Source organism: Bacillota bacterium LX-D (assembly GCA_031628995.1).
Lineage (GTDB): Bacteria > Bacillota > DUOV01 > DUOV01 > Zhaonellaceae > JAVLUO01.
In genome coordinates, this window is sequence record JAVLUO010000005.1 from 117,130 (window position 1) to 139,702 (window position 22,573).

Below are 22,573 nucleotides of genomic sequence, written 5' to 3' on the forward strand. Positions count from 1 at the left end.
TTTTGATAAACAGAGTATTATTAATTGTACTTGATAGTGCTGGAATAGGTGAAATGCCTGATGCAGCTAAATATGGCGATCAAGGAAGTAATACAATAGGGAACATAGCAGCAAATGTTTCTCTAAATTTGCGTAATATGCAAAACTTAGGTTTAGGAAATATATTATCGCTTAAAGGTATTGGTCCAGTTAAAAATCCACAAGGAGCCTTTGGAAAGATGGCAGAAAAATCGCCTGGTAAAGATACAACCACTGGGCACTGGGAAATAGCAGGTATTATATTAGATAAACCCTTTAGAACTTATCCTGACGGTTTTCCTAAAGATATTATAAAACTTTTTGAGGATAAAATAGGACGTAAAACTATTGGTAATGTGGTAGCTTCGGGAACAGAAATAATTGAACGTTTAGGACCAAAACATATTGAAACTGGTTATCCCATCGTTTATACTTCTGCAGATAGTGTTTTTCAAGTTGCAGCACACGAAGAAGTCATTCCTTTGCCAGAATTATATAAGATGTGTAAAATCGCTAGAAGCATGCTCGTAGGTGAAAATGCAGTTGGTAGAGTTATAGCAAGACCATTTATTGGCAAACCAGGCGATTTTTCACGTACTTCCAACCGTCATGATTATTCCTTAGAACCCCCTAGTCCAACAATGCTTGAGCTGATTAAAAATAGCGGTTTTGAGGTTGTAGGAATAGGAAAAATTAGTGATATATATGCTGGAAAAGGTTTAACTCAATCCGTGACCACAAAAGATAATTTAGACGGAATTAACAAAATAATTAATAAATTCCAAGAAATTAAATCCGGGTTAGTTTTTGCCAATCTAGTAGATTTTGACTCGAAGTATGGTCATCGCAACAATGTTCAAGGATATGCCGAAGCATTGGAAGAATTTGATCAAAAAATACCTGAAATTCTAAAATTAATTACGCCAAATGATATATTAATTATAACTGCTGATCATGGCTGTGATCCAACAACACAAAGCACAGATCATTCCAGAGAGTATGTACCTCTTTTAATCTATGGCCCCAGAATAAAAGCAGGTTATAACATTGGAGTAAGAGAAAGTTTTTCAGATTTAGGAGCAACAATTACAGAAATTTTTAAGGCTGGAAAACTGCCCAATGGTATCAGCATGCTTAGTGAAATTGTACAAAATTAAAGGAGATAGATCAAAGATATGCACACTCTAAAAAGAAATTTAGACAATAGTTTAAAGGTAATAAATAATGTAATTAAAGGTTTTACTCCAAAGGTAGGTTTAATTTTGGGATCTGGGTTAGGGATATTAGCTGAAGAAATAAATGAACCTCAAAAAATATCTTACAGGGACATTCCACATTTTCCAGTTTCAACTGTTGAAGGACATACAGGTCAACTAGTATTTGGTAAATTAAATAATGTTCCTGTTATTACATGTCAGGGGCGTATCCATTATTATGAGGGCTACTCAGCAGTAGAAATTACATATCCGGTTAGAATTATGCAACAATTAGGTGTAGAGTATTTAATTGTTACTAATGCTGCTGGAGGTGTTAACTTAGCTTTTGAACCAGGAGATTTAATGCTAATCACTGATCATATTAACTTAACAGGTGAAAATCCATTACGTGGACAGAATAACCCTGATTTGGGTCTTAGATTTCCTGACATGTCGGAAGCATATTTTTTAGAATTGCAACAAAAGGCACTTAATGTAGCTGCAAAATTAAAAATAGAGCTTAAACAAGGCGTTTATGCAGGAGTAATTGGTCCAAGTTTTGAAACACCCGCAGAAATAAGATATTTAAGAACTATAGGAGCCGATGCTGTTGGTATGTCTACAGTTCCAGAAGTTATTGTTGCTAATCATGCAGGTATTAAAGTTTTGGGGTTATCTTGTATTACAAATATGGCAGCGGGAATTTTAAAACGCAAACTTACGCATGAAGAAGTTATGGAAACAGCTGAAAAGATTAAAAAAGATTTTGCAGAATTAGTAAAAGAGATTGTAGCTGATTTAAAATAGATTTTCAAGTTAAGTTTAAAAACTGGGGAAAAGAGATTGAGATGAGAATAATTGATATAATCCAAAAGAAAAAAAATGGAGAAAAACTAACCAAGGAAGCAATAAATTTTGCAATTGAGGGCTATACAAATGGAACAATACCCGACTATCAAATGTCAGCTTTGTTAATGGCAATATATTTTAAAGGTATGAACAAACAAGAAACAGCAGATTTAACAATGGCAATGATTAATTCTGGAGATAAAATTGATTTATCCGCAATAAAGGGAATTAAGGTTGATAAACATTCAACTGGCGGAGTCGGGGATAAGATTAGCCTAATTGTAGTTCCCCTAGTTGCTTCTGTGGGTATTCCAGTTGCGAAGATAAGCGGCAGAGGTTTAGGACATACTGGTGGAACTATCGACAAACTTGAAGCTATTGAAGGATTTAACACCCAACTTACTAGTAGTGAATTTATAGAAAATGTTAATAAATATAAAATGGCGATAGTAAGCCAAACCGCTAATTTAACTCCTGCTGATAAAAAATTATATGCTTTGCGAGATGTAACAGCCACAGTGGATAGTGTTCCTTTAATTGCAAGCTCAATAATGAGTAAGAAAATTGCTGCTGGAGCTGATGCTATAGTTTTAGATGTTAAAGTTGGGTCTGGGGCTTTTATGAAGTCAATAGCTGAAGCCAGGGAATTAGCTAAAACTATGGTTGATATAGGGAAATCACTAAATAAAAAAACTGTAGCTATTATTTCTGATATGAATCAACCTTTAGGTCATGAAGTGGGAAATGCTAATGAAATTAAAGAAGCCATAGAAGTGTTAAATGGAAATGGATCTGAAGATGAAACTACAGTTGCTTTAACAATAGCTTCGTATATGACAGTGTTAGGTGGAGCATTCCAGGATTTTGATACAGCTTACAACGAACTAATAAAGATAATAAATTCTGGGCAAGCCATCGAAAAATTAAAAGAATTAATTAAAATTCAGGGTGGGGATTCAACAGTTATAGATAACCCGGATAAATTACCTCAAGCTAAATACCATTATGAAATTAAAGCACTGCAAACAGGTTTTGTCGAATCCATCAATGCGGAGCAAATTGGTCTCATAGCTATGATGCTTGGAGCTGGCAGAAAAAACAAAGAGGATACTATAGATTTTTCAGCTGGTGTAACTTTAAATAAAAAAGTGGGAGATAAAGTAAGAGAAAACGATACAATCTGCACTCTTCATACCAATCTTGAAAATTTTAAGGATATTGAAAAGATGGTAAAAAGCGCCTATTCCATAGGAATATTAAAGCCTAAATCTATTAATTACATTTACGAAATTATATCGTGATTTTTTTTGGATTGTAAACTTAAACAGAAAAAATTAACATATATAATGAAGTTTTAAAAAGCTAGAGAACTAGCTTTTTTTATTTATTATACTGGGTTACATTAGCAAAACTTTTAGTTCAGAAAAAAGAATTTCCTTCTTAAAAAAAACAAATAATAAAGGAAAGCATAAAAAGGAGGGAATGTCTTGAAAAAAAATATTGCAATTTTTCTAGTACTTACTATGGTACTAACTATTTGTCCGTTAAGCATGAAAACAGCTTTTGCAGAGGAACCAAAAATTAATGCAGAAGGAGCCATTGTTATAGATGCGGATTCTGGTCAAATTTTATTTGAGCAAAATGCTGATAAACGTTGGTATCCTGCTAGTACTACAAAAATTATGACACTTTGTTTAGCCTTAGAAGCTGTGAAAAAAGGTCAAGTTAAATTAACAGATATTGTGCCTGCAAGTGAAAATGCCTGCAGTTATGGAGGTACCCAAGTTTATTTGGATCCTAGGGATCAATTTAATTTAAATCAAATGTTAATTGGTATTGCTGTAGGTTCTGCAAATGATGCTAGTGTTGCAGTTGCTGAATTTTTAGGAGGTACCGAAGAGAACTTTGCTGAGTTAATGAATAAAAAAGCAAAAGAAATAGGTGCTACAAATACAAACTTTGTTAATTCCCACGGTTTACATAATGATAACCATTATACTACTCCTAGAGATCTAGCAAAAATTACGAGATATAGTTTGCAGCATACTGATTTATTAAATTACACAAAAATTAAACACTATACATTTCGTGAACAACCTAAACTTCTTATTTTAAATAATACAAATAAGTTGCTATGGAGATATCCTGGAACTGATGGAATTAAAACAGGGACAACTTCTCAAGCAAAACGCAATTTGGTATCTACGGTTGAGAAGGATGGCTTACGGTTAATTGCTGTTGTCATGGGGGTTGATGAAAAGGGCGGACATTTTTCCGAATCAATCAAATTATATAATTGGGCTTTTTCTCAATTTGGTTATAAACAGTTATACGGACAGGGACAAGTTTTGACTCAAGTTAAAGTAAGTAAAGGCTCAATAGAAGAGTTACCTCTTGTTGCTGAACAAAAGGTAGGTGCCTTTGTTATAAAAGGAAAAGAGGCTGCTATAACTACCAAAATTATTGTACCAAAGAGTATTGTTGCACCCATTAAAAAGAACCAAAAAGTTGGTGAAATATTAATATATAAAAACGGACAAAAAGTAAGTACGGTAAACTTATTAGCTAAGGACGAAGTAACAAGATGTTCTTTATGGCAACAATTTTACCGGATGTTTAATTTAATAGTTAAATAAAAAAATAAGCTTCCCATAAGTGGAGGCTTTTAGTTGGCGCCCGGCATGGGCGCTTGCTTGTCGGTGAAAGTCCGATACGGGAGTTGATAGTGCCCACCGTTAGCCTAAGACAAGGGTGTCCATCGTGAGGTGGAATCTGAAGGAAGCCGAAGGGGGAACTTGGAACATAGCGCAAGCAAACCGAGGTTGGCTAGTCAGGCGGGTAACCCTACAAAAAATGGGAAAGCCCAAAAGCATGATAACCTGATTAGTTAGGACGGATGCGTTCAAGTTCAGGTAAGCAAACTTAACCGGGGAAGCCCGGTACTATCCTAGAGAATAGGTAGGCTCAAACAAGTGTTACTGTCAATTAAAATGTCCCACTTTTGGGAAAGATTTTTACTCACTTAAAAACTTGCAAAAAAATTAATCCATTAATCTTTTTACTGCGCCATATTTCTAATGCTATTTTCCTGCTGCTTCATCCGATAGCTTTCACCCTTGATTGTTACAAAATGGCAATGATGTACAAATCGATCCAATATCGCTGTTGCAAGGAAAGCTTCGAAAAAGGCTTCTGCATGCCGGCCAATTTGTTTCATTTCCTTACGGTATCTTGACTTTATATCCTCGGATGTAATATTCTTATGTTTAGGATAATGATTTTTATTTGTAATGTGTTTGCCTTTCTCTGCTTTTTCCAGCGGATGAAGGGCAATTTCTTTTTCTTTGTGAAATACCTTTAGCATGTTATCCGTGATTAATACATCCACGTAATCTCCAATGTAAGTATATGGTACAGAATAATAGTTGTTCCGGTACGAGATATGACAGTTTGTTTGTACTAAGCATTTTGTTATGTCTGCTAGAAGATAATCATTAGTCGGCAACATAAGCAATTGCTCTTTTTCTTTGGAATTAATATTAGCCAAAGTCGACTTGAGCTTCTTCTCCAGGAAGTGAATGCAGGACCATATATGCTTTTGGCGTAGCTTTTCTAATGGCAGCCACATAGCGTTTAACAGTATCATAGCTTCCAGCGTAACCCATCTGAGAATCTCTCATATCTTGATAGATCCTTGTTGCTGAAAGGCCTTTTGAGACTTGACTATTAATATATTCTTTAAATTCGTCAAGTATTGAAGCTTGTACTTTCCTTTCTACAACTCCTTCTGTTGCGAGCTTTTTTAAAACAGCAGCAACGGTTTTACGATTTACATTTAATATCTCACCAATTTTGGTTTTGCTATATCCTTTTTCAAAAAGCGTTCTTATGGTTGTGTGCATTTCTACCCCAATATTGCATTTATCTCCTTTACAGTTTTTTTAATTTTATCTGTAAAGGATATTTTTTTGAATAAAAGGTGGGTAATTTTCTTCCCATTAACACCAAACAGTTGGTTTAAGGAAATAGGGTTAATTGATTTGGAAACATACAATGTCAGCGTTTTGTCTCACTTCTGCGAGAAGTGACTGAGGTTTATCAGGAGCCGTATACGAGGCACGTACGTACGGTTCTGTGAGAAGGATAAAGCCGAAGCAAATTACTTCGGCTTTACCTTACTCGATTTTGGTTTATCTAGCTTGGACGTACTAAGGAAAGGCTACAGGCGAACAGCCGATAGCTTTCATTACAAAAATAGCAGAAAGGTTTTCGTTATTAATATTCTATTAACCTGCCTTAAACTGAACAGTATGTGTATAAACTAATTATTTAGATATCACCTGATTTCGACATAATGTTACCAAAAATTAGCAGGAATATAATGCTGAACTGTAGAATTTTTGAAAGAATTTAAGTGAAAGTCAGGGGGAGATTCGATGAATATAGAAATAAAAGCCGAGGAAGGAACTCTAATTGTAGAAATAAGCGGCGAATTGGATATGGTTGTGGCAGATGAATTTAAACAAAAAGTTGAGCGATTATTAAGCCAAAAAAAATACGATAAATTAATTTTAGATTTTAAAAATGTTAGTTTTATTGATAGCTCTGGTCTAGGAGTTATCCTTGGACGCTATAAAACTATTTCTCAATACAATGGACGGATGGCTATTGTTAGTGTACAAAACCCAGTTCAAAAAATACTTGAACTTTCAGGTATATTAAGAATATTAAACATCTATCCTGATGTTAGTTCAGCTATAGCTGCTATGTAGGGAGGATCAGAAATGGATAAAAAACCAAATAATTGGCAGAACTATATGAAACTTGAATTTGCTAGCTTACCTGAAAATGTCGGTTTTGCGAGGGTAGCAGTTGCATCTTTTATTTCACAAGTGGATTTAACACTAAATGATTTGGAGGAGATTAAAGTTGCAATTTCCGAAGCAGTTTCAAATGCAATTATTCACGGTTACGAAAATAAGCCTTATGGCATAGTAGCAGTGGAAGTTTTCAGAAATAAAAATATGATTACTATAGTTATTGAAGATCATGGTGTAGGTATTAACGATATTGAGCAAGCTATGCAGCCTGCTTATACAACGGATCCTGAAAGAATGGGGTTAGGCTTCGTTTTTATGAAATCCTTTATGGATGATTTAATAGTCGATTCTCATCTGGGAAAAGGAACAACCGTTACTATGTCCAAAAAAATTAATTCTTTGGAAGCAATAAATTAAAGGTGGCGGATTTTATATGGTGACACGCCTATCCGAAATGAATTTACCGCGTTTCCCATTACTTTCTGAAGAAGAAATGGTCAAATTATTAGCCCAAGCAAAAAAAGGCGATAGTATAGCTAGAGAAAAGTTAATTAACTGTAATCTAAAACTAGTTTTTAATCTAGTACAGAGATTCGAGAATAGAGGTTATGAGTTAGAGGATTTATTTCAGATAGGCACTATAGGATTAATGAAAGCTATCGATAAATTCGATTCCTCTTACAACGTAAAATTTTCTACCTATGCAGTCCCAATGATCATAGGGGAAATTAGACGCTTTTTAAGGGATGATAGTCCAATTAGAGTTAGCCGTTCTTTGAAAGAAACAGCATATAAATTAAATCGTACTAGAGAGGCTTTAATTAGAAAGTTGCAAAGAGAACCATCTATTAATGAAATTTCTGAGGCCTTAGATATTCCTAGAGAAGAAGTTGTAAATGCAATGGAAGCAATTCAGCTTCCAACTTCTATTCACGAAACACTATATCAGGATGAAGGAGATCCTATTTATGTTTTAGATCAATTAAGCGATAATAAGGAACATGATATTTGGTTCGATAAAATTGCCATTAAAGAAATTCTTAAAAATTTGCCAGAAAAACACCGTCAAGTTATAATGATGAGATTTTTTCTTGATAAAACCCAAATGGAAATTGCTCAGGCAATAGGTCTTTCTCAAGTCCAGATTTCACGCATCGAGAGACAGGCATTAAAAAATATAAAAGAATTATTAAATAATGAAAAATTTTTAAAACAAAAACAAGTAAAATAACAAAAAAGTATTGCCAAATTCTTTAATCATATATTCTAGCTTTCGGTGAAACAATATATATGAAAATTAATATTATTTATTAGGGAGGCTAGAAAATATGCATGTTAGAATGGTAGAGCTACTTGGTGAATCCGATGTTAGTTGGAAAGATGCTGTACAAAGAGCTGTTAATGACGCATCTAATGAAATTCCTAATATAACTGGTGTAGAAATATATAATTTGACAGCTGCTGTTAAAGACGGAAAATTAGTTGAATATAAAGCAAATGTTAAGGTAGCATCTTATAGCGACGAATTTTAAGTAAAAGCTGGTTATAAACCAGCTTTTTTTATTGCTTTAGTCATGATATTATTGATAAAAACAAATAGGAGCTACTCATGAATAATTTAAAAATTGCATTATGCCAAATGTTGGTTGAAAATGATAAAAAAAAGAATCTAATAAAGGCCAAGAAAATGATAGAAAGGGCGGTTAGTCTAAACGCAAATTTTGTTATGTTGCCTGAAATGTTTAATTGCCCCTATGACATTTCTTATTTTAAATATTATGCGGAAAAATTATCTGATGGGGAAACAATCCAATTACTATCAAATCTTGCTCAAAAAAATAAAGTTTATATAGTTGGTGGATCCATACCCGAAATAAGAAATCATAGATTATATAATACATCTATAGTTTATAATGCAGAAGGAAATATTGTAGGCACCTATCAAAAAGCTCATTTGTTTGATGTACATATACCAGATGGGATATCTTTTCAAGAATCAAAAGTATTGTCACCGGGTGAAAAAATTGCTGTGATTGATACAAGTTTTTGCAAAATCGGAGTGGCTATCTGCTATGATATCCGCTTTCCAGAGTTATTCAGAGCTATGGCTTTGGCAGGTGCAAAAATTATTTTTGTACCGGCAGCTTTTAATATGACAACTGGTCCAGCACATTGGTCAACACTTTTCAAAAGTAGAGCTTTAGACAATCAAGTCTTTATATTTGGAAACTCTCCTGCTAGAAATGAACATGCGTCATATGTAGCATATGGTCATTCCTTAGCTATTAATCCTTGGGGGCAAATTATCGCTGAAGCTGATGAGCAGGAAAAAATTTTACTAGTAGATATAAAACTTGACGAAATTGAAAAAATTCGTTCTGCTATACCAATTTGGAAGCATCGACGTACAGATATTTATAGTTAATGTATAAAGAAATTATTTAATTGTTAAATTATTTAATTATAAGTTAAATTGGACCTAGAAGAGAGGAGTGGCAATGTGGGGATTGTATTAAATACGAAGGTTTTTAATACTATGCTTCAGATTTCGGCAAATAATTTTCCCTGTTTTTTAGCCCAAAATTGTATTGCGATGTTTAAGCAATGGGCCAAGGAAGATGATATTGTAAGCTGTTTCTATTCAGGTCAGGTCTAAAAGCTGTGCAATTTGACGTTTAGTTACCGAGTTGTTAAAGGTATAATCAAAGTCTTCTGGATTACGAATGTAGGAAACTCTGCCGCTTGTAGGCGGCGGTAGAACCAGTTTATGATGCTTATAGATGTATTGGCTGCCAAGCTTATATAAAAAATTGCAAAAAAAGAGTAATCGGAGCCTTGGAATTTAATAATTATAAGGTTGAGCGTAATGCCAAACGCTGTATTGGATGTGGTGAATGTATACTAAAATGTCCTTCAAAGAAGAAGTTTTAAAAGATGTTAAATTAAATGAGAAAGCAAAAATAGCGGAGTTTATTAATTTCAATGGATACTTATATGATCGAAATACTATTTTAACAAATAATTAAACTTTAGTTCATAATCGGAAAAACTTGTAACGATTAACATTGCGGAATAAAATTAAAATAAGATAGAGGCTAATCAAAAGTTTAAAAGAACATTGGAGGGAAAAGAATGGAGGTTAAAGCATTTGTAGAAAGAATAGTTGAGGGAGCATATGCTTTAGTTAAAATAGGTGGCAGTTCCCATGAGGTTTATTGGTCTAAGCATTATTTACCACCTAATGTGCAAGAAGGCGATACTTTAAAGTTAACTATAGAAATTGATCGGACAGCTGGAAAAAAGAAACATAAAGTTAGTTACTTAGCTGATCGTTTTAAGAAATAGTGGAAGTAAAATATATTGTTAACCATTTCTGGAGGTCTTCAAACTGAAAAACATAAATAAAAATGCTGTCTTAATTACAGCAACAATGGGTTCATTTTTAACTCCTTTTATCAGTTCAGCTATAAACATTGCGTTACCTACAATAGGAACGGAGTTTTCTACTGGTGCGTTAAATTTAAGCTGGATAGCAACATCATATCTTCTAGCTGCTGCGGTTTTGCTTGTTCCTTTTGGTAGATTGGCCGATATTTATGGAAGAAAAAAAATATACTTTTTAGGAACCTTATTCTTCAGTATAAGTTCGGCACTTTGTTCAATAGCTATGTCTACAGAAATGCTAATTTTATTTAGGATTTTACAAGGCATTTCAGCTGCATTGATTTTTAGTACTGGAGTTGCAATTTTAACATCCGTTTTTAATGTAGGAGAAAGAGGAAAAGCACTGGGGATAAATGTTGCTGTCGTCTATATTGGGCTTTCACTTGGCCCAACTTTAGGTGGTTTATTGACCTATTATTTTTCTTGGAGAAGTATATTTTTAGTTAATATGGCTCTTGGCTTAATAACTGCAATACTTATTATATTTTATTTAAAAGGGGAATGGGTAGAAAGTGCAGGAGAAAAATTTGATCTCCTTGGATCCATCTTATACGCTTCTGGAATATTAGGAGTAATGTATGGTTTTTCAATTTTATCAGAAATGAAAGGTATTTATCTTGTTCTTTCAGGTAGCATAATTTTTCTAATCTTTTTTTATTATGAGTTTAGAATTTCAAATCCTATTTTAAATGTTTCATTGTTTCGCAAGAATAGACTGTTTATTTTCTCATCTTTTGCTGCATTTATCAATTATAGTGCAACCAATGCAGTAGGTTTTCTGCTTAGTCTCTATTTACAGTTTATTAAAACCCTAACACCTCAGACAGCAGGAGTACTTTTAATTATTCAACCTGCCATCCAAGCACTTTTTTCACCTTTAGCCGGAAAATTATCTGATAAAATAGAACCGCAAAAGGTAGCATCCCTGGGTATGGTGTTCACTACTTTAGGTTTGTTTACTTTGATATTCTTAGATATGGAATCATCCTTTTTGTATATAATAATGAGTCTTGTTTTCCTAGGTTTTGGATTTTCTCTTTTCTCCTCACCAAATACCAATGCTGTCATGAGTTCAGTTAATAAAAAATATTACGGTGTTGCTTCGGGTATTCTAGGAACTATGCGTTTGACGGGACAAATGTTTAGTATGGGCATAGCTACATTCTTTATTGCTATGCATATTGGTAAAGCCCAAATTACACCAACTTACTATCCACTTTTTTTAATTAGTTTCAAACAAATTATACTTATTCTAACAATATTATGTTTTATAGGTATTTTTTGCTCTTTAGCAAGAGGTAAATCATATCAAGGCATAGGTGATATTAGTAACGAAAAATAAAATATTAGAGCTTATAAATAAAACAAGAATATTTGTAATAGGAAAGAACGAGGAAATTAGTATGAATCTTATCCGAATATTTTCTGTTACCCAAAATAATGCTATATTGGTACATATAAAACAATTAGCTACACGTTTTGGTTTTTCAACTTTTAATTATTATTTTCTAATTATTTTTAAGTTTCCATATACATTTTGTTAATAAAATAGCAAAATGTGAAAGTAAATAGGTCGATGGTGCCGTATACATAGTACTAAATATAAATTTTATATTTTTATTATTTCAGGAACTACCAAACATCCTTGGAGGTATAGAATTATATAGTTTGTCAGAGTATATCTCGATTAATTCAGACATACTGGTGATACTATGGTTTAATAAGACAATAGTTGAAATTAAAAAGCAAATTGGAAATTGTATGAATTTATTAATCAGAATCCTGTCATGGGAAAATCAGTTAATATTGATGGGTATATGTTGACAAAAGAGTAAACTTAAATCTGTTAAGGAATACCCATTAAAAAATATTAGTTTACATAATTAATATTATAGGAATCAAAATAATTTATTGTACGCTTTTATAGGTTACTTACTTTTGTTATGTTGCCTATACAGGGAACGAATGTTTCATAAGCTTTCAGAACATGATATAATATTACTAAAACTTAGCAGTTATTAAACTTTGAAAGGGTTTTGTTATGTACGAAAATTTAAGCACTCGTCAGCAAAATATTCTTGATTTTATCATTAAAAAAATAAACGAAAAAGGCTACCCACCATCTGTCCGCGAAATTGGTGCTGCTGTAGGGCTAAAATCTACTTCAACAGTTCATGGTCATTTGAACCAGTTAGAAGAAAAAGGCTACATTAAAAGAGATCCTACAAAGCCTAGAACTATAGAAATATTAGGACATCAAAAAATTATTGATGTCCCTTTAGTTGGTAAAATTACAGCAGGGCAGCCAATTTTAGCTGTAGAAAATGTTGAAGAAACATTTCCTTTGCCATATAATTTGATTCAAAATAATGACGTTTTTATGTTAACCGTTGTCGGAGATAGTATGATTGAAGCAGGCATTTTAGATGGAGATTATGTTATTGTAAGAAAACAAAGTAATGCTAAAAACGGAGATATTGTAGCTGCCTTATTAGGAGAAGAAGCTACAGTAAAAAGATTTTTTAAAGAACAAGGCAGTATACGTTTGCAACCTGAAAATAAATATATGTCACCTATCTACTGTCAAGATGTAAAAATACTTGGTAAAATTGTCGGAGTTTTTCGTTACGTTTACTGATTAATGTTTAGTACGTATTGGCAGGCGTTTATAATTGCTATTTTAGCATAATCCTTTGATAATCCCCCTTGCAAGTAGACAGCAAAAGGAGATCTTAGTGGAGCATCTGCACTTAATTCTATAGTAGAGCCTTGAACAAAGGTTCCTCCAGCCATAATTACCTTATCTTCATAGCCTGGCATGGCCCAAGGTTCTGGTATAACATGAGCATCGATTGGGGAAGCTGCCTGTAAACCTTGACAAAATGCAATTAAACTTTCTTTGGAGCATAATTTTATTGTTTGAATTATATCTGTACGTTTTTCTTGTGCAAGAGGGTTTACCTCGTAACCTAAATCACTAAATAAAGCAGCTGCAAAAATTGCACTTTCTAAAGCTTGTGCAACTATATGAGGAGCCATGTAAAGTCCTTGGTAAAGCAATCGATAGATATATCCTGGTGCTGAACCTATTTCTTTCCCGATACCTGGAGCTGTTAATCTAATACTTATCCTTTCAATAAGATTTTCTTTACCAACTATATAACCGCCACTTGGAGCCAGACCCCCTCCTGGGTTTTTGATTAAAGAACCAGCTGTTAAATCTGCTCCCACTTGAGGAGGTTCTTTCTCTTCTACAAATTCTCCATAGCAGTTATCAACAAAGCAAATAATATTTGGATTTATAGCTTTGACCAGCTTAATAAGCCTTGCAATTTCCTCTATAGTAAGGGAAGGCCTTAAAGAGTATCCTCTAGACCTTTGAATCAAAACCATCTTAGTGTCAGTTTGTAATTTTAAGGATATAGCGTCGTAGTCAGGTTTCCCTTCAGGTGTTAACTGGATTTCTTCGTATTTTATCCCTGCTTCCCTTAAAGAACCTGGAGTAATTTCGGGATAACCTATTACCTTCAATAAAGTATCGTATGGTGTTCCTGTAATTGATATTATACGATCGTTTGGTTTTAGAATGCCAAAGAGACATAAAGCTATTGCGTGTGTGCCTGATACTATTTGAGTTCTAACTAATGCAGACTCTGTAGCAAAAACGTTAGCATATAATTGTTCTAGAGTATCTCTGCCGTAATCCCCATATCCGTACCCTGTGCTACCTTTAAAACATTCGTCATAAACGTTAGATTTTTGAAATGCATTTAATATTTTAATATGGTTATATTTAATAGAACTTTGATAATTATTTATAATCTGTCTGCTGACCTCATCCGCTTTTTCAGCTATTTCTACTATTTGTTTAGAAATTTTAAATCTTGACAACTATTTAAGTCCTCCTTTAATCATAAAGCTATGAAATATGCAAAAGTATGTACTATATCTGAATAATATTATATTATTTTTAGTTTCTAAATACTAGTTTACATAATATAGCAACTTTATTAATTTTATCAGATTAACTTATTTGGTAATCTACGGATTGATCAAATCCATCATAATAATCATTTGATTCTAGTGTATTTAAAATATCGTCACTAATATCGTCTCTAGTTATTAATGTTAAATCATCACGGGTTATATTTTGTTGATTAATTAAGCGAGTAGCTTGCAATCTAATACTTCTTTCAATTAGATTTCTAATTAACCTGGCATTCCCTTTCTTATTGTTACCAGATGCAATCATTTTGTGTAATATTTTTTCTAGTTTAATCAAAGCTTCAGAATTAAAAAAATATTGGCGACGCTGCATCATTAGTTGGGCAATGGATAATAGTTCGTTAACTGTATAATCAGGGAATTCAATCTGTAATGGTAGCCTAGATGTTAGTCCGGGATTGGTTTTCATAAACCATTCCATTTCATTTTTGTATCCAGCTAATATTAATATAAAATTATCCTTATAATCTTCCATAGCCTTAACTAATACATCTATTGCTTCTTTTCCAAAGTCCTTTTCTCCACCTCGTGCTAATGAATAAGCTTCATCAACAAACAACACTCCGCCTAAAGCCTTTTTAATTTGGTCTCTAGTTTTTTGAGCCGTCTGGCCAATATACTCTCCTACTAAATCTGCACGTTCAACCTCAATTAAATGTCCTTTATTCAAAATACCAATTTCTTTAAAAAGCTTGCCTAAAATTCTTGCTACAGTAGTTTTACCGGTACCTGGGTTACCTTTAAAAACCATATGTAATACTAGTGATTCAGTTAATAAGTTTTCCTCGCCGCGCTTTTTTTGAATTATAACAAAAGCATATAGTTCCTTAATTAATTTTTTAACATTAGTTAGACCAATTAAACAATTCAATTCTTTAAGTATATCTTCCAGATTTGATTTTTCATTATTAAGTATATCATGATTTAAATTTTGAAGTTTTTTTTGTATGTTTTGTTGTGGGCGCATCCTAGATCCAGTTTTTTGTTGGGAATTACTGATTTTATTTTTAGTTGGCTTTCTTGTAACTTTATTGTCAACTGATCCGTTATTATTAAACAAAATTCTTATATTCATAGCCACACCTCTTACAAAACATCTTTTCTACTTTTAACATTATACTAGTAACCAGCATAATGTTTGCCTATGTAAATATTTACAGTAAATCAATATTTTACATAATAATCTATTCCTATCTAGAATAATAAAATAGAAATGCTTAAAAATAAAAAAGACCTAACTTAGGGCTGACTACCTAAGAAGGTCTTTTAAAAAATATTTTTAGATATTTATACTATCTGATTACCGTAACTTTAGCTCCATTTCTTAACATAGCTGCATTTGCTTCATCAGTATCAACATGTAATTCTAATTTAAATTTAGGACTTACACGAATAACAACATTTTTGAATAGAATTTCTCGATCTCCTTCGACTAAAACATCCACTTTCTCTTTATCTTTAAAACCTAATTCTTCAGCTAATTCAGCTTCCATATGAATATGTCTAGCAGCTATAATAACTCCTTTATCTATAGCAACCATTCCTGCAGGGCCTACTAAAACACATCCTGGAGAACCTTCCAAATCACCGGATTCTCTTACGGGAGCATCAATTCCCAGTTTAAAGCAGTCTGTTTTACTTACCTCAACCTGTGTATTCGTACGAACAGGACCTAGGACACGAACAGCTTCAATAATACCCTTTGTTCCAACAATTGTTACTAATTCCTTTGATGCATATTGCCCTGGTTGGGATAAGTCTTTTATAGGAGTAAGTTCATACCCCTTTCCAAATAGTTGCTCTAAATCATTTTGTGATAAATGAACATGACGATTTGAAATACCTACTGGTACTTGCATATTACTACTCATTTCAAAAACCCTCCTACAAAACTTTGCATTTTTTCAGATATGTACTATATTACTGATAACATCATTATACAACTGTATTTAAGGTATTGTAAATAAATAAATACTAACGAGGTGTTTGCTGAGCGTAAATTTGATATCTAATATCTTGCTCAACTAAGAGACGGTAAATCTTACAAAGCTGCAGGAGTCTAGATGTTGTACGCTGTCCAATTTTTTCTTCAAGCTCAACAATCTCCAAATTAGTAGTTACAATTACTGGTAGATTATTGTTAGCCCTATAATTTATAATTGAATAAATTTTATTTATAGACCATTCGGTATAATTATGAGCTCCTAAGTCATCTAAAACTAAAATTTCAGCTTTTCGGGCTGCATTAGTAAGATCTAATTCATTTAAATCCTGGTCATTTTGTTTGCCATATGTAGATCGTATTTCATCAAGTAAATCAGGAACAATCGAAAACAAAACTTGCTTGTTATTGGTTAAAAGAATGTTTGTAATTATTGAAGCTAGGAATGTTTTTCCACTACCAACTGGGCCACAAAGCAAAAGTCCTTTGGTAAAATCGTTGTTTATAATACTGGCCGTAAAATCCTTAGCTGCATTATATGTTCTTTTAGCAACTTCATAATATGTTAATTCCTCTTGGTCAATTTTCTTTTGCGGATAATAATCGAAATTAAAACTTTCAAAGTTATATTTTTGAATTTGTAACCCTAGATTAGAATGTTTAAATCTATTCATTATTGTTCTTTGTTTCATACAAGGACATATATAGGCTTGCTCATTTTTATAATAAACTCCACGATCAAAACAAATCGAACATCTAAAATTTTTCTTTTCATCTAAATGCGAATTATTAACGTCTACCTGTTTAGCTAATTCGCTTAGTTTTTGTTTTAATAATTGTTGCATGATTTTCTCCTAACTTAAATATAGGTCTTTGTACTTATCCTTTTTAGGTTTAGAATTTAAATTATGATTCATTTTTTGTTTTTTAATAGAAACGTTACCTTTAATTTGATAAAATTTTTCTTCGTAATTTACAGCTTGATTAACTGTAAAAATATTATTTTTTTGCCAATCACGCAAAATTGAATCTATGTACTTAAAGTTTAAAACACCACGAAGTACTGACCTTTTTAAAGCTTCTAATATTAATTCTGGAGAATAACCATCCCCTTGACACCATTCTACTATCTGGCTGTTTTCCATTGGAGTAAGAAGTCTACCAAACTCCTTTTCAAAGGATTGATACAATTGACCTAAAATCTTATTTGCACTAGCAATACCTAACTTCTCCTTTTTTTCAGCCTCTTCAGCTACTTTAGCTTTTTCCACTGCCCAGACTTCGGCTAGTTTATCAAAAAGAATAGTAAAGGAAAAAAAATTTGTCCATTCCCCTGTAGAATAATTATATTGGCGTTCAATAGTTAATAAATTTTTTTCAATTAAACTTGCGATTTTACTTTTAACTGATAAGCAATCAATTGACATATATTTAGCTATATCTTCTGGTTGTGGATAAGGTTCGCCTTGAAACTGTTTGTAAGAAAGAAGGTGAATTAATAACATCAGCTCCGTCTCATTTATTCCTAATTTTGCATAACAACGTAATAACATAAAAGGAACTGCTATTGTGCCATCACTAATTAAATCTGAAGCAAATCCTGAAGTAAAACATTTTTCTGTCAAAAGATAATCCCCCACCTTTGTACTACCTATCAAGATAATTATAACATTTGCTAATAATTTAAGCATAGATAAAGACAAAAGCAATTTATCATAAAAAATGACAAATTGCTTTCAAATATTCTTTTTGATAGGATTAAATATCTTGATATTGGTCAATACTGTCCTTAATTTGCTGTAACAAAAGTTGAACCTTTTTTTGATTGCCTTTTTGAATTTCACTGTTTATCAAATCAGCTAATTTTGCCTGAATAATTTCAAGACTGGTTAATGTTGGTTCAAATTGTTCTTCCATATTAATAGGATATTCATCTAACAGCTTTGGTACAATTACCTTTGAGTCAACTTTTTGGCTTAATAATTTGGCAAAGCTGTGTGCTGCTGCTTCTTCTCCGTGAGTAATAAAATAGCACTTAGGGTTTTTAAATGATGTTGCCCAATTTAAGAGCCCAATTTGGTCGGCGTGAGCCGAAAAACCATCAATTCTTCTAATATCTGCTTTAACATTTATTTCTTCACCGTGGATGGTTACTTTCTTTTCGCCATCTATTAACCTTCTTCCCAGTGTACCCTCAGCTTGATAACCAACAAAAAGTATTGTTGACTCTGGACGCCAAAGGTTATGTTTTAAATGGTGTTTTATTCTACCTGCATCACACATTCCACTAGCTGAAATAATAATTGCTCCACCTTTTACTTGATTTAAAGCTATAGATTCCTCAGTTGTTCTAGCATATTTTAAACCCGGTAGTGAAAAAGGGCATCCTCCATTTTTCGATTGTAAAGTCTTAGTTTCCTCATCAAAGTACTCGCTACTTTGACTAAATATTTCAGTAGCTGCTATTGCCAAGGGGCTGTCGATATATACATTTTGCTGAGGAATGTCTCCATTTTGGATAAGCAAATTTAAATCATATAAGATATCTTGAGTTCTTTCAACTGCAAAAGAAGGAATGATTAAATTTCCACCTTTTTGCATTGTTTCCTTAACTATTGCTGCAAGTTTTTCTAGTTTATTATCTATATCTTGATGCAACCTGTTACCATAGGTAGATTCCATTACAACGTAATCTGCTTCCAAAATTACTGTTGGATCGTTAATAATAGGTTGATTGGTATTACCAATGTCACCAGAGAAAACTATTTTAAAATCTTTGTTGTTTTCTTTGACAAATAATTCAGCAATGGCTGAACCTAAGATATGACCTGCATCATGAAAATATAATTGAATGTTAGAAGCTAGATCGATTTTTTCATTATAATTAAATGACCTAAAGTATTTTATGCAGTTCTGAGCCTCTTCAGCAGTATAGATAGGTTCAATCAATGGCTTGCCAGCTCTACGATATTTACGGTTTTTTCGTTCAACTTCCATTTCTTGAATATGGCCACTATCCGGCAACATTACCTCTGCTAATTTTGCAGTAGCCTTTGTTGTATATACATAACCTTGAAAACCTTTTTTAAATAATTTTGGTATTAAACCACTATGGTCAATATGGGCATGAGTTAAAATTAAAAAGTCAATTTCATTTGGTGCAAAAGGGAAATCACCATAGTTTTTTTCTTTTATAGCTTTGGAACCCTGAAACATCCCACAATCTATTAGGATTTTAAAACCATTAGATTCCAGCAGATAACAAGACCCTGTTACAATTTGGCTGGCCCCATAAAACTTAAGTACTGCCATTTATTATACCCCCCTCCGGTGTAAATGGAATTAAATATCTTTTTGCTTAATTTTAATTATATACTATATAAAGCCGGAATTTTATTACTATTTCTTTGAACGAAGCTTCCTATGCGGTGTAATGCTTCACTAATATTTTGTATAGATGCTGCATATGAAATTCTGATATGCCCTTTACCACACTCTCCAAAGGCAGTACCAGGAATAACAGCTACTTTTTCCTCTTCAAGCAATTTTTCAGCAAATTCTACTTCTGATAAACCAGTTATTTTTATGGAAGGAAAAGCGTAAAAAGCTCCTTTTGGTTCAAAACATTCTAACCCAATTTCATTTAACTTTGCGACAACTAATCTACGCCTATAATTATATTGATTGACCATATCATCAACGTGTGGACGCCCGTTTTTTAGAGCCTCTATGGCAGCTTCTTGGGCCATAATGGACGCACACATAATTGAATATTGGTGTATTTTAACCATCGCTGCAACTAATTCCTCGTGAGCACAAACATAGCCAATTCTCCAGCCAGTCATAGCAAAAGATTTTGAAAAGCCATTTAATAAAATAGTACGATCACGCATTTCCGGTAAAGATGCAAAACTAGTGTGCTGGCCTTGATAATTTAATTCACTATAAATTTCATCTGAAATAACAATTAGATTGTGTTTATTAACAATTTTTGCTATAGCAAATAAATCATCCTTACTCATAACTGCTCCTGTAGGATTGTTAGGGTAGCATATTATTAACGCTTTAGTCTTATTAGTAATGTGGGATTCAAGCTGTTGAGGAGTTACTTTAAACCCATTACTGGCATTTGTATTTATTGTTACAGGTACACCTCCGGCTAAAACAGTACAAGGCTTATAAGATACAAAACATGGTTCTGGAATTAAAACTTCGTCGCCAGGATTAATTATAGCTCTCAAAGCAATATCAACTGCTTCACTAGCACCAATAGTGACAATAATTTCACTTTCAGGTTTGTATTTTACTTGATACTGTTCATTGAGGTATTGTGCTATTCCTTCTCGCAATTCAAGCATGCCATGATTTGATGTATACATGGTATGGCCTTTTTCCAAAGAGTAAATACATTTTTCCCTGATGTGCCAAGGTGTTACGAAATCAGGTTCTCCCACACCTAATGAAATAACTCCTTTTGTGCTTGCAACTAGATCAAAGAAACGTCGAATTCCCGACGGAGGAAGGTTCCTTACAACAGAAGAAATTACTTGGTCAAAGTTTGGTTTCATGGAATAATCACCTGCCTAGAATCTTCATCCTGATTCTCGAATATTATACCAGCCTGTTTATACTTTTTTAATTCAAAATGAGTCATGGTACTTTGCACATGTTCCATACAGGCAAGCTTTTCAAATACAAATTGAGAAACTTGCTTTAAACTTTTACCTTCTATTGAGACAGAAAGATCATAACCGCCGGACATTAAAGATACTGCTTTCACCTCAGGAAAGCGCTGAATTCTTTCTGCTACTTGATCAAATCCGACATCACGTTGGGGAGCTACCTTAACATCAATTAAAGCTGATACTTTATTATTATCGAACTTTTCCCAGTTAATCAAAGTTTGATAACCAACAATAATTTTTTCATCCTCTAAATGTTTTATTTCTTTTTCAATTTCCTTTGGGTCTGCGTTAAGCATTTTAGCAAGCTCATTAACAGAAATTCTACTATCTTTCTCTATAATTTCTAAAATGGCCCTGCGCAATTATAATCCCTCCTAATTTTAGAAAATAAAAAACCCTCGTCTTATAAAAGGGACGAGAGTTTACCCGCGGTACCACCCTAATTGGCAAATGTTACCCGACTTAACCAAAAAGCTTTAAGTTATAACGCAACTAACGGCTCAGCCTACTAATTTTCAGCCTGCAACTCAGGAGTGGCTTCATTTGTTTTCTCTACTGGTCTCGCACCATATTACCAGCTCTCTTTAAGAGTTAGACAAATTACTTTTCTCCATCAATGTTTTTATTTTTTTACTTTCTGTTATAATATCAATAACCATTGACTCTGTCAATAATACAATTACGCGAAACGCTTGAATTTCCTGTTTAGTTTATTATAGCTTAATAGATCATCAGATGTTACACTTACAAATTTAATATTTGCATTGGAGCAATAATAATCCTCCCAAATCGAACCTTTGGTTAAGTTATCGCTACAGCAAATTGCTAAATGTAAGTCTGGAATATAATAATCTAGCTTTATCCCTAATAAACGATAATTTGTATATAACTTACAATTAGAGAATTTAATTTTTATAAATTTATCTAATAAGCTGTTATTACCCCCTTTATCATTATTAATGCATTTAATTAATTTATCATCTTCGTTTATTATATTTACATCCGTAATTATTTTATCGGTTAAATTAGTTTTAATTTCTTCTTCCATAATATTATCAGTATCGATGTTTTTATTGTTTACAATAGAACTAAAATAAGCATTGGTGTTGCTTCTATAGAACTCTACTGATTTACTTATTAATTCATTAAGCTTCTTATTAAAAAGAGTAGAATTATTAAAATCATTACATTTTGATAATTTCTGATTAACTATTTGATTTAGCATTTCTTCGACATGCTTATCATCTGATTCCAGATAGGAATATACGCAAAAAATTAAATATCGAACAATTGCTAAACCGCGTTTATATTCCATGCTAATATTGCCTTCGCTCAACTCGCAAATAATATTTACTTGCTCAATAAGCATGTCAGTTAGTTTTATAATTCTTTGCCCTAAATCATTCTTATTTATATTAGGCACTAAACTCCCCCCCTCTAATTAAGACTTACATTAAAAGATATGCTTGTCTCAAATGCATTATGTATTTACGGCTAAAATATAAGCATTATAGCCATAATCGAGTAGGAGCTGAATAATTAATTAATTCAGCGTCCTCTCACACCACCGTACGTACCGTTCGGTATACGGCGGTTCAATAGAATTAATGTACT

General features: G+C 32.8%; 22 protein-coding genes, 2 pseudogenes and 1 other annotated feature. Of the genes and pseudogenes, 13 read left to right on the forward strand and 11 right to left on the reverse strand.

Annotation, left to right across the window (positions count from 1 at the left end; all coding sequences use genetic code 11):
* Positions 1 to 2 precede the first annotated feature (2 nt).
* The 4 genes from RDV78_06365 to RDV78_06380 all read left to right on the forward strand — a co-directional run bounded on the left by RDV78_06365 (position 3) and on the right by RDV78_06380 (position 4,699).
* Positions 3 to 1,175, forward strand: coding sequence for a phosphopentomutase (locus tag RDV78_06365; GenBank protein ID MDS1030117.1), 1,173 nt, complete (start codon positions 3 to 5; stop codon positions 1,173 to 1,175).
* Positions 1,176 to 1,193: 18 nt separating this feature from the next.
* Positions 1,194 to 2,021 (forward strand): purine-nucleoside phosphorylase, encoded by an 828-nt coding sequence (locus tag RDV78_06370; GenBank protein ID MDS1030118.1) that lies wholly within the window; start codon positions 1,194 to 1,196, stop codon positions 2,019 to 2,021.
* A gap of 41 nt (positions 2,022 to 2,062) precedes the next feature.
* Positions 2,063 to 3,364: a pyrimidine-nucleoside phosphorylase gene (locus RDV78_06375; GenBank protein MDS1030119.1), complete on the forward strand. Its 1,302-nt coding sequence runs from the start codon at positions 2,063 to 2,065 to the stop codon at positions 3,362 to 3,364.
* Positions 3,365 to 3,550: 186 nt separating this feature from the next.
* Positions 3,551 to 4,699, forward strand: a complete 1,149-nt coding sequence (locus RDV78_06380) for a D-alanyl-D-alanine carboxypeptidase family protein (GenBank protein MDS1030120.1) — start codon at positions 3,551 to 3,553, stop codon at positions 4,697 to 4,699.
* Between the two features lie 422 nt (positions 4,700 to 5,121).
* Here the strand turns inward: RDV78_06380 and RDV78_06385 are convergent.
* Both RDV78_06385 and RDV78_06390 read right to left on the reverse strand, forming a co-directional pair.
* Positions 5,122 to 5,244: pseudogene (locus RDV78_06385) on the reverse strand (ATP-binding protein).
* Between the two features lie 358 nt (positions 5,245 to 5,602).
* Positions 5,603 to 5,965 carry a hypothetical protein gene (locus tag RDV78_06390; protein MDS1030121.1) on the reverse strand — a complete coding sequence of 121 codons (363 nt, stop codon included), beginning with the start codon at positions 5,963 to 5,965 and terminating at the stop codon, positions 5,603 to 5,605.
* Between the two features lie 534 nt (positions 5,966 to 6,499).
* On the opposite strand from RDV78_06390, the gene spoIIAA reads away from it, so the two are divergent.
* The 9 genes and pseudogenes from spoIIAA (at position 6,500) to lexA (ending at position 12,965) form a co-directional block, all read left to right on the forward strand.
* Complete coding sequence (gene spoIIAA / locus RDV78_06395) at positions 6,500 to 6,835, forward strand: anti-sigma F factor antagonist (protein MDS1030122.1); 336 nt, start codon at positions 6,500 to 6,502, stop codon at positions 6,833 to 6,835.
* 12 nt (positions 6,836 to 6,847) lie between these two features.
* Complete coding sequence (gene spoIIAB, locus RDV78_06400; protein ID MDS1030123.1) at positions 6,848 to 7,300, forward strand: anti-sigma F factor; 453 nt, start codon at positions 6,848 to 6,850, stop codon at positions 7,298 to 7,300.
* A gap of 16 nt (positions 7,301 to 7,316) precedes the next feature.
* Positions 7,317 to 8,114 (forward strand): RNA polymerase sporulation sigma factor SigF, encoded by a 798-nt coding sequence (gene sigF, locus RDV78_06405; GenBank protein MDS1030124.1) that lies wholly within the window; start codon positions 7,317 to 7,319, stop codon positions 8,112 to 8,114.
* A gap of 97 nt (positions 8,115 to 8,211) precedes the next feature.
* Positions 8,212 to 8,415 (forward strand): dodecin family protein, encoded by a 204-nt coding sequence (locus tag RDV78_06410; GenBank protein MDS1030125.1) that lies wholly within the window; start codon positions 8,212 to 8,214, stop codon positions 8,413 to 8,415.
* Between the two features lie 77 nt (positions 8,416 to 8,492).
* Positions 8,493 to 9,308 (forward strand): carbon-nitrogen hydrolase family protein, encoded by an 816-nt coding sequence (locus RDV78_06415; protein MDS1030126.1) that lies wholly within the window; start codon positions 8,493 to 8,495, stop codon positions 9,306 to 9,308.
* A gap of 332 nt (positions 9,309 to 9,640) precedes the next feature.
* Positions 9,641 to 9,811: pseudogene (locus RDV78_06420) on the forward strand (4Fe-4S binding protein).
* A 204-nt stretch (positions 9,812 to 10,015) separates the two neighbouring features.
* The gene (locus RDV78_06425; protein MDS1030127.1) at positions 10,016 to 10,228 is read left to right on the forward strand and encodes a hypothetical protein; all 213 of its coding nucleotides are present in this window, start codon (positions 10,016 to 10,018) and stop codon (positions 10,226 to 10,228) included.
* Positions 10,229 to 10,313: 85 nt separating this feature from the next.
* A complete protein-coding gene (locus tag RDV78_06430) occupies positions 10,314 to 11,669 on the forward strand; it encodes an MFS transporter (protein MDS1030128.1) in 1,356 nt (451 codons plus the stop codon).
* A 699-nt stretch (positions 11,670 to 12,368) separates the two neighbouring features.
* Entirely contained in the window at positions 12,369 to 12,965 is a 597-nt protein-coding gene (gene lexA / locus RDV78_06435; protein MDS1030129.1) for a transcriptional repressor LexA, read from the forward strand.
* Here the strand turns inward: lexA and RDV78_06440 are convergent.
* The 9 genes from RDV78_06440 to RDV78_06480 all read right to left on the reverse strand — a co-directional run bounded on the left by RDV78_06440 (position 12,959) and on the right by RDV78_06480 (position 22,382).
* Positions 12,959 to 14,218 carry a methionine gamma-lyase family protein gene (locus RDV78_06440; protein MDS1030130.1) on the reverse strand — a complete coding sequence of 420 codons (1,260 nt, stop codon included), beginning with the start codon at positions 14,216 to 14,218 and terminating at the stop codon, positions 12,959 to 12,961. The genes lexA and RDV78_06440 overlap by 7 nt on opposite strands.
* 133 nt (positions 14,219 to 14,351) lie before the next feature.
* Positions 14,352 to 15,299: an AAA family ATPase gene (locus tag RDV78_06445; GenBank protein MDS1030131.1), complete on the reverse strand. Its 948-nt coding sequence runs from the start codon at positions 15,297 to 15,299 to the stop codon at positions 14,352 to 14,354.
* Positions 15,300 to 15,624: 325 nt separating this feature from the next.
* Positions 15,625 to 16,203, reverse strand: coding sequence for a phosphate propanoyltransferase (locus tag RDV78_06450; GenBank protein MDS1030132.1), 579 nt, complete (start codon positions 16,201 to 16,203; stop codon positions 15,625 to 15,627).
* Positions 16,204 to 16,306: 103 nt separating this feature from the next.
* Entirely contained in the window at positions 16,307 to 17,119 is an 813-nt protein-coding gene (locus RDV78_06455) for an ATP-binding protein (GenBank protein ID MDS1030133.1), read from the reverse strand.
* Between the two features lie 9 nt (positions 17,120 to 17,128).
* Positions 17,129 to 17,899, reverse strand: a complete 771-nt coding sequence (locus RDV78_06460) for a DnaD domain protein (protein ID MDS1030134.1) — start codon at positions 17,897 to 17,899, stop codon at positions 17,129 to 17,131.
* Positions 17,900 to 18,032: 133 nt separating this feature from the next.
* Positions 18,033 to 19,586 (reverse strand): MBL fold metallo-hydrolase, encoded by a 1,554-nt coding sequence (locus RDV78_06465; protein MDS1030135.1) that lies wholly within the window; start codon positions 19,584 to 19,586, stop codon positions 18,033 to 18,035.
* A gap of 56 nt (positions 19,587 to 19,642) precedes the next feature.
* Positions 19,643 to 20,842 (reverse strand): aminotransferase class I/II-fold pyridoxal phosphate-dependent enzyme, encoded by a 1,200-nt coding sequence (locus RDV78_06470; protein ID MDS1030136.1) that lies wholly within the window; start codon positions 20,840 to 20,842, stop codon positions 19,643 to 19,645.
* Positions 20,839 to 21,321: an Lrp/AsnC family transcriptional regulator gene (locus tag RDV78_06475; protein MDS1030137.1), complete on the reverse strand. Its 483-nt coding sequence runs from the start codon at positions 21,319 to 21,321 to the stop codon at positions 20,839 to 20,841. The genes RDV78_06470 and RDV78_06475 overlap by 4 nt, the downstream gene beginning before the upstream one ends.
* Before the next feature lie 45 nt (positions 21,322 to 21,366).
* Positions 21,367 to 21,585, reverse strand: a binding site (T-box leader).
* A 53-nt stretch (positions 21,586 to 21,638) separates the two neighbouring features.
* Positions 21,639 to 22,382 carry a hypothetical protein gene (locus tag RDV78_06480; protein ID MDS1030138.1) on the reverse strand — a complete coding sequence of 248 codons (744 nt, stop codon included), beginning with the start codon at positions 22,380 to 22,382 and terminating at the stop codon, positions 21,639 to 21,641.
* Positions 22,383 to 22,573: the final 191 nt, after the last annotated feature.

Bases quoted from the DNA above. Each gene is read 5' to 3' on its own strand.
- RDV78_06370 (MDS1030118.1), top strand. From the start codon at position 1,194: ATGCACACTCTAAAAAGAAATTTAGACAATAGTTTAAAGGTAATAAAT.
- RDV78_06375 (MDS1030119.1), top strand. From the start codon at position 2,063: ATGAGAATAATTGATATAATCCAAAAGAAAAAAAATGGAGAAAAACTA.
- RDV78_06390 (MDS1030121.1), bottom strand. From the start codon at position 5,965: ATGCACACAACCATAAGAACGCTTTTTGAAAAAGGATATAGCAAAACC.
- spoIIAA (MDS1030122.1), top strand. From the start codon at position 6,500: ATGAATATAGAAATAAAAGCCGAGGAAGGAACTCTAATTGTAGAAATA.
- spoIIAB (MDS1030123.1), top strand. From the start codon at position 6,848: ATGGATAAAAAACCAAATAATTGGCAGAACTATATGAAACTTGAATTT.
- sigF (MDS1030124.1), top strand. From the start codon at position 7,317: ATGGTGACACGCCTATCCGAAATGAATTTACCGCGTTTCCCATTACTT.
- RDV78_06410 (MDS1030125.1), top strand. From the start codon at position 8,212: ATGCATGTTAGAATGGTAGAGCTACTTGGTGAATCCGATGTTAGTTGG.
- RDV78_06415 (MDS1030126.1), top strand. From the start codon at position 8,493: ATGAATAATTTAAAAATTGCATTATGCCAAATGTTGGTTGAAAATGAT.
- RDV78_06425 (MDS1030127.1), top strand. From the start codon at position 10,016: ATGGAGGTTAAAGCATTTGTAGAAAGAATAGTTGAGGGAGCATATGCT.
- RDV78_06430 (MDS1030128.1), top strand. From the start codon at position 10,314: ATGGGTTCATTTTTAACTCCTTTTATCAGTTCAGCTATAAACATTGCG.
- lexA (MDS1030129.1), top strand. From the start codon at position 12,369: ATGTACGAAAATTTAAGCACTCGTCAGCAAAATATTCTTGATTTTATC.
- RDV78_06445 (MDS1030131.1), bottom strand. From the start codon at position 15,299: ATGCGCCCACAACAAAACATACAAAAAAAACTTCAAAATTTAAATCAT.
- RDV78_06450 (MDS1030132.1), bottom strand. From the start codon at position 16,203: ATGAGTAGTAATATGCAAGTACCAGTAGGTATTTCAAATCGTCATGTT.
- RDV78_06455 (MDS1030133.1), bottom strand. From the start codon at position 17,119: ATGCAACAATTATTAAAACAAAAACTAAGCGAATTAGCTAAACAGGTA.
- RDV78_06465 (MDS1030135.1), bottom strand. From the start codon at position 19,586: ATGGCAGTACTTAAGTTTTATGGGGCCAGCCAAATTGTAACAGGGTCT.
- RDV78_06470 (MDS1030136.1), bottom strand. From the start codon at position 20,842: ATGAAACCAAACTTTGACCAAGTAATTTCTTCTGTTGTAAGGAACCTT.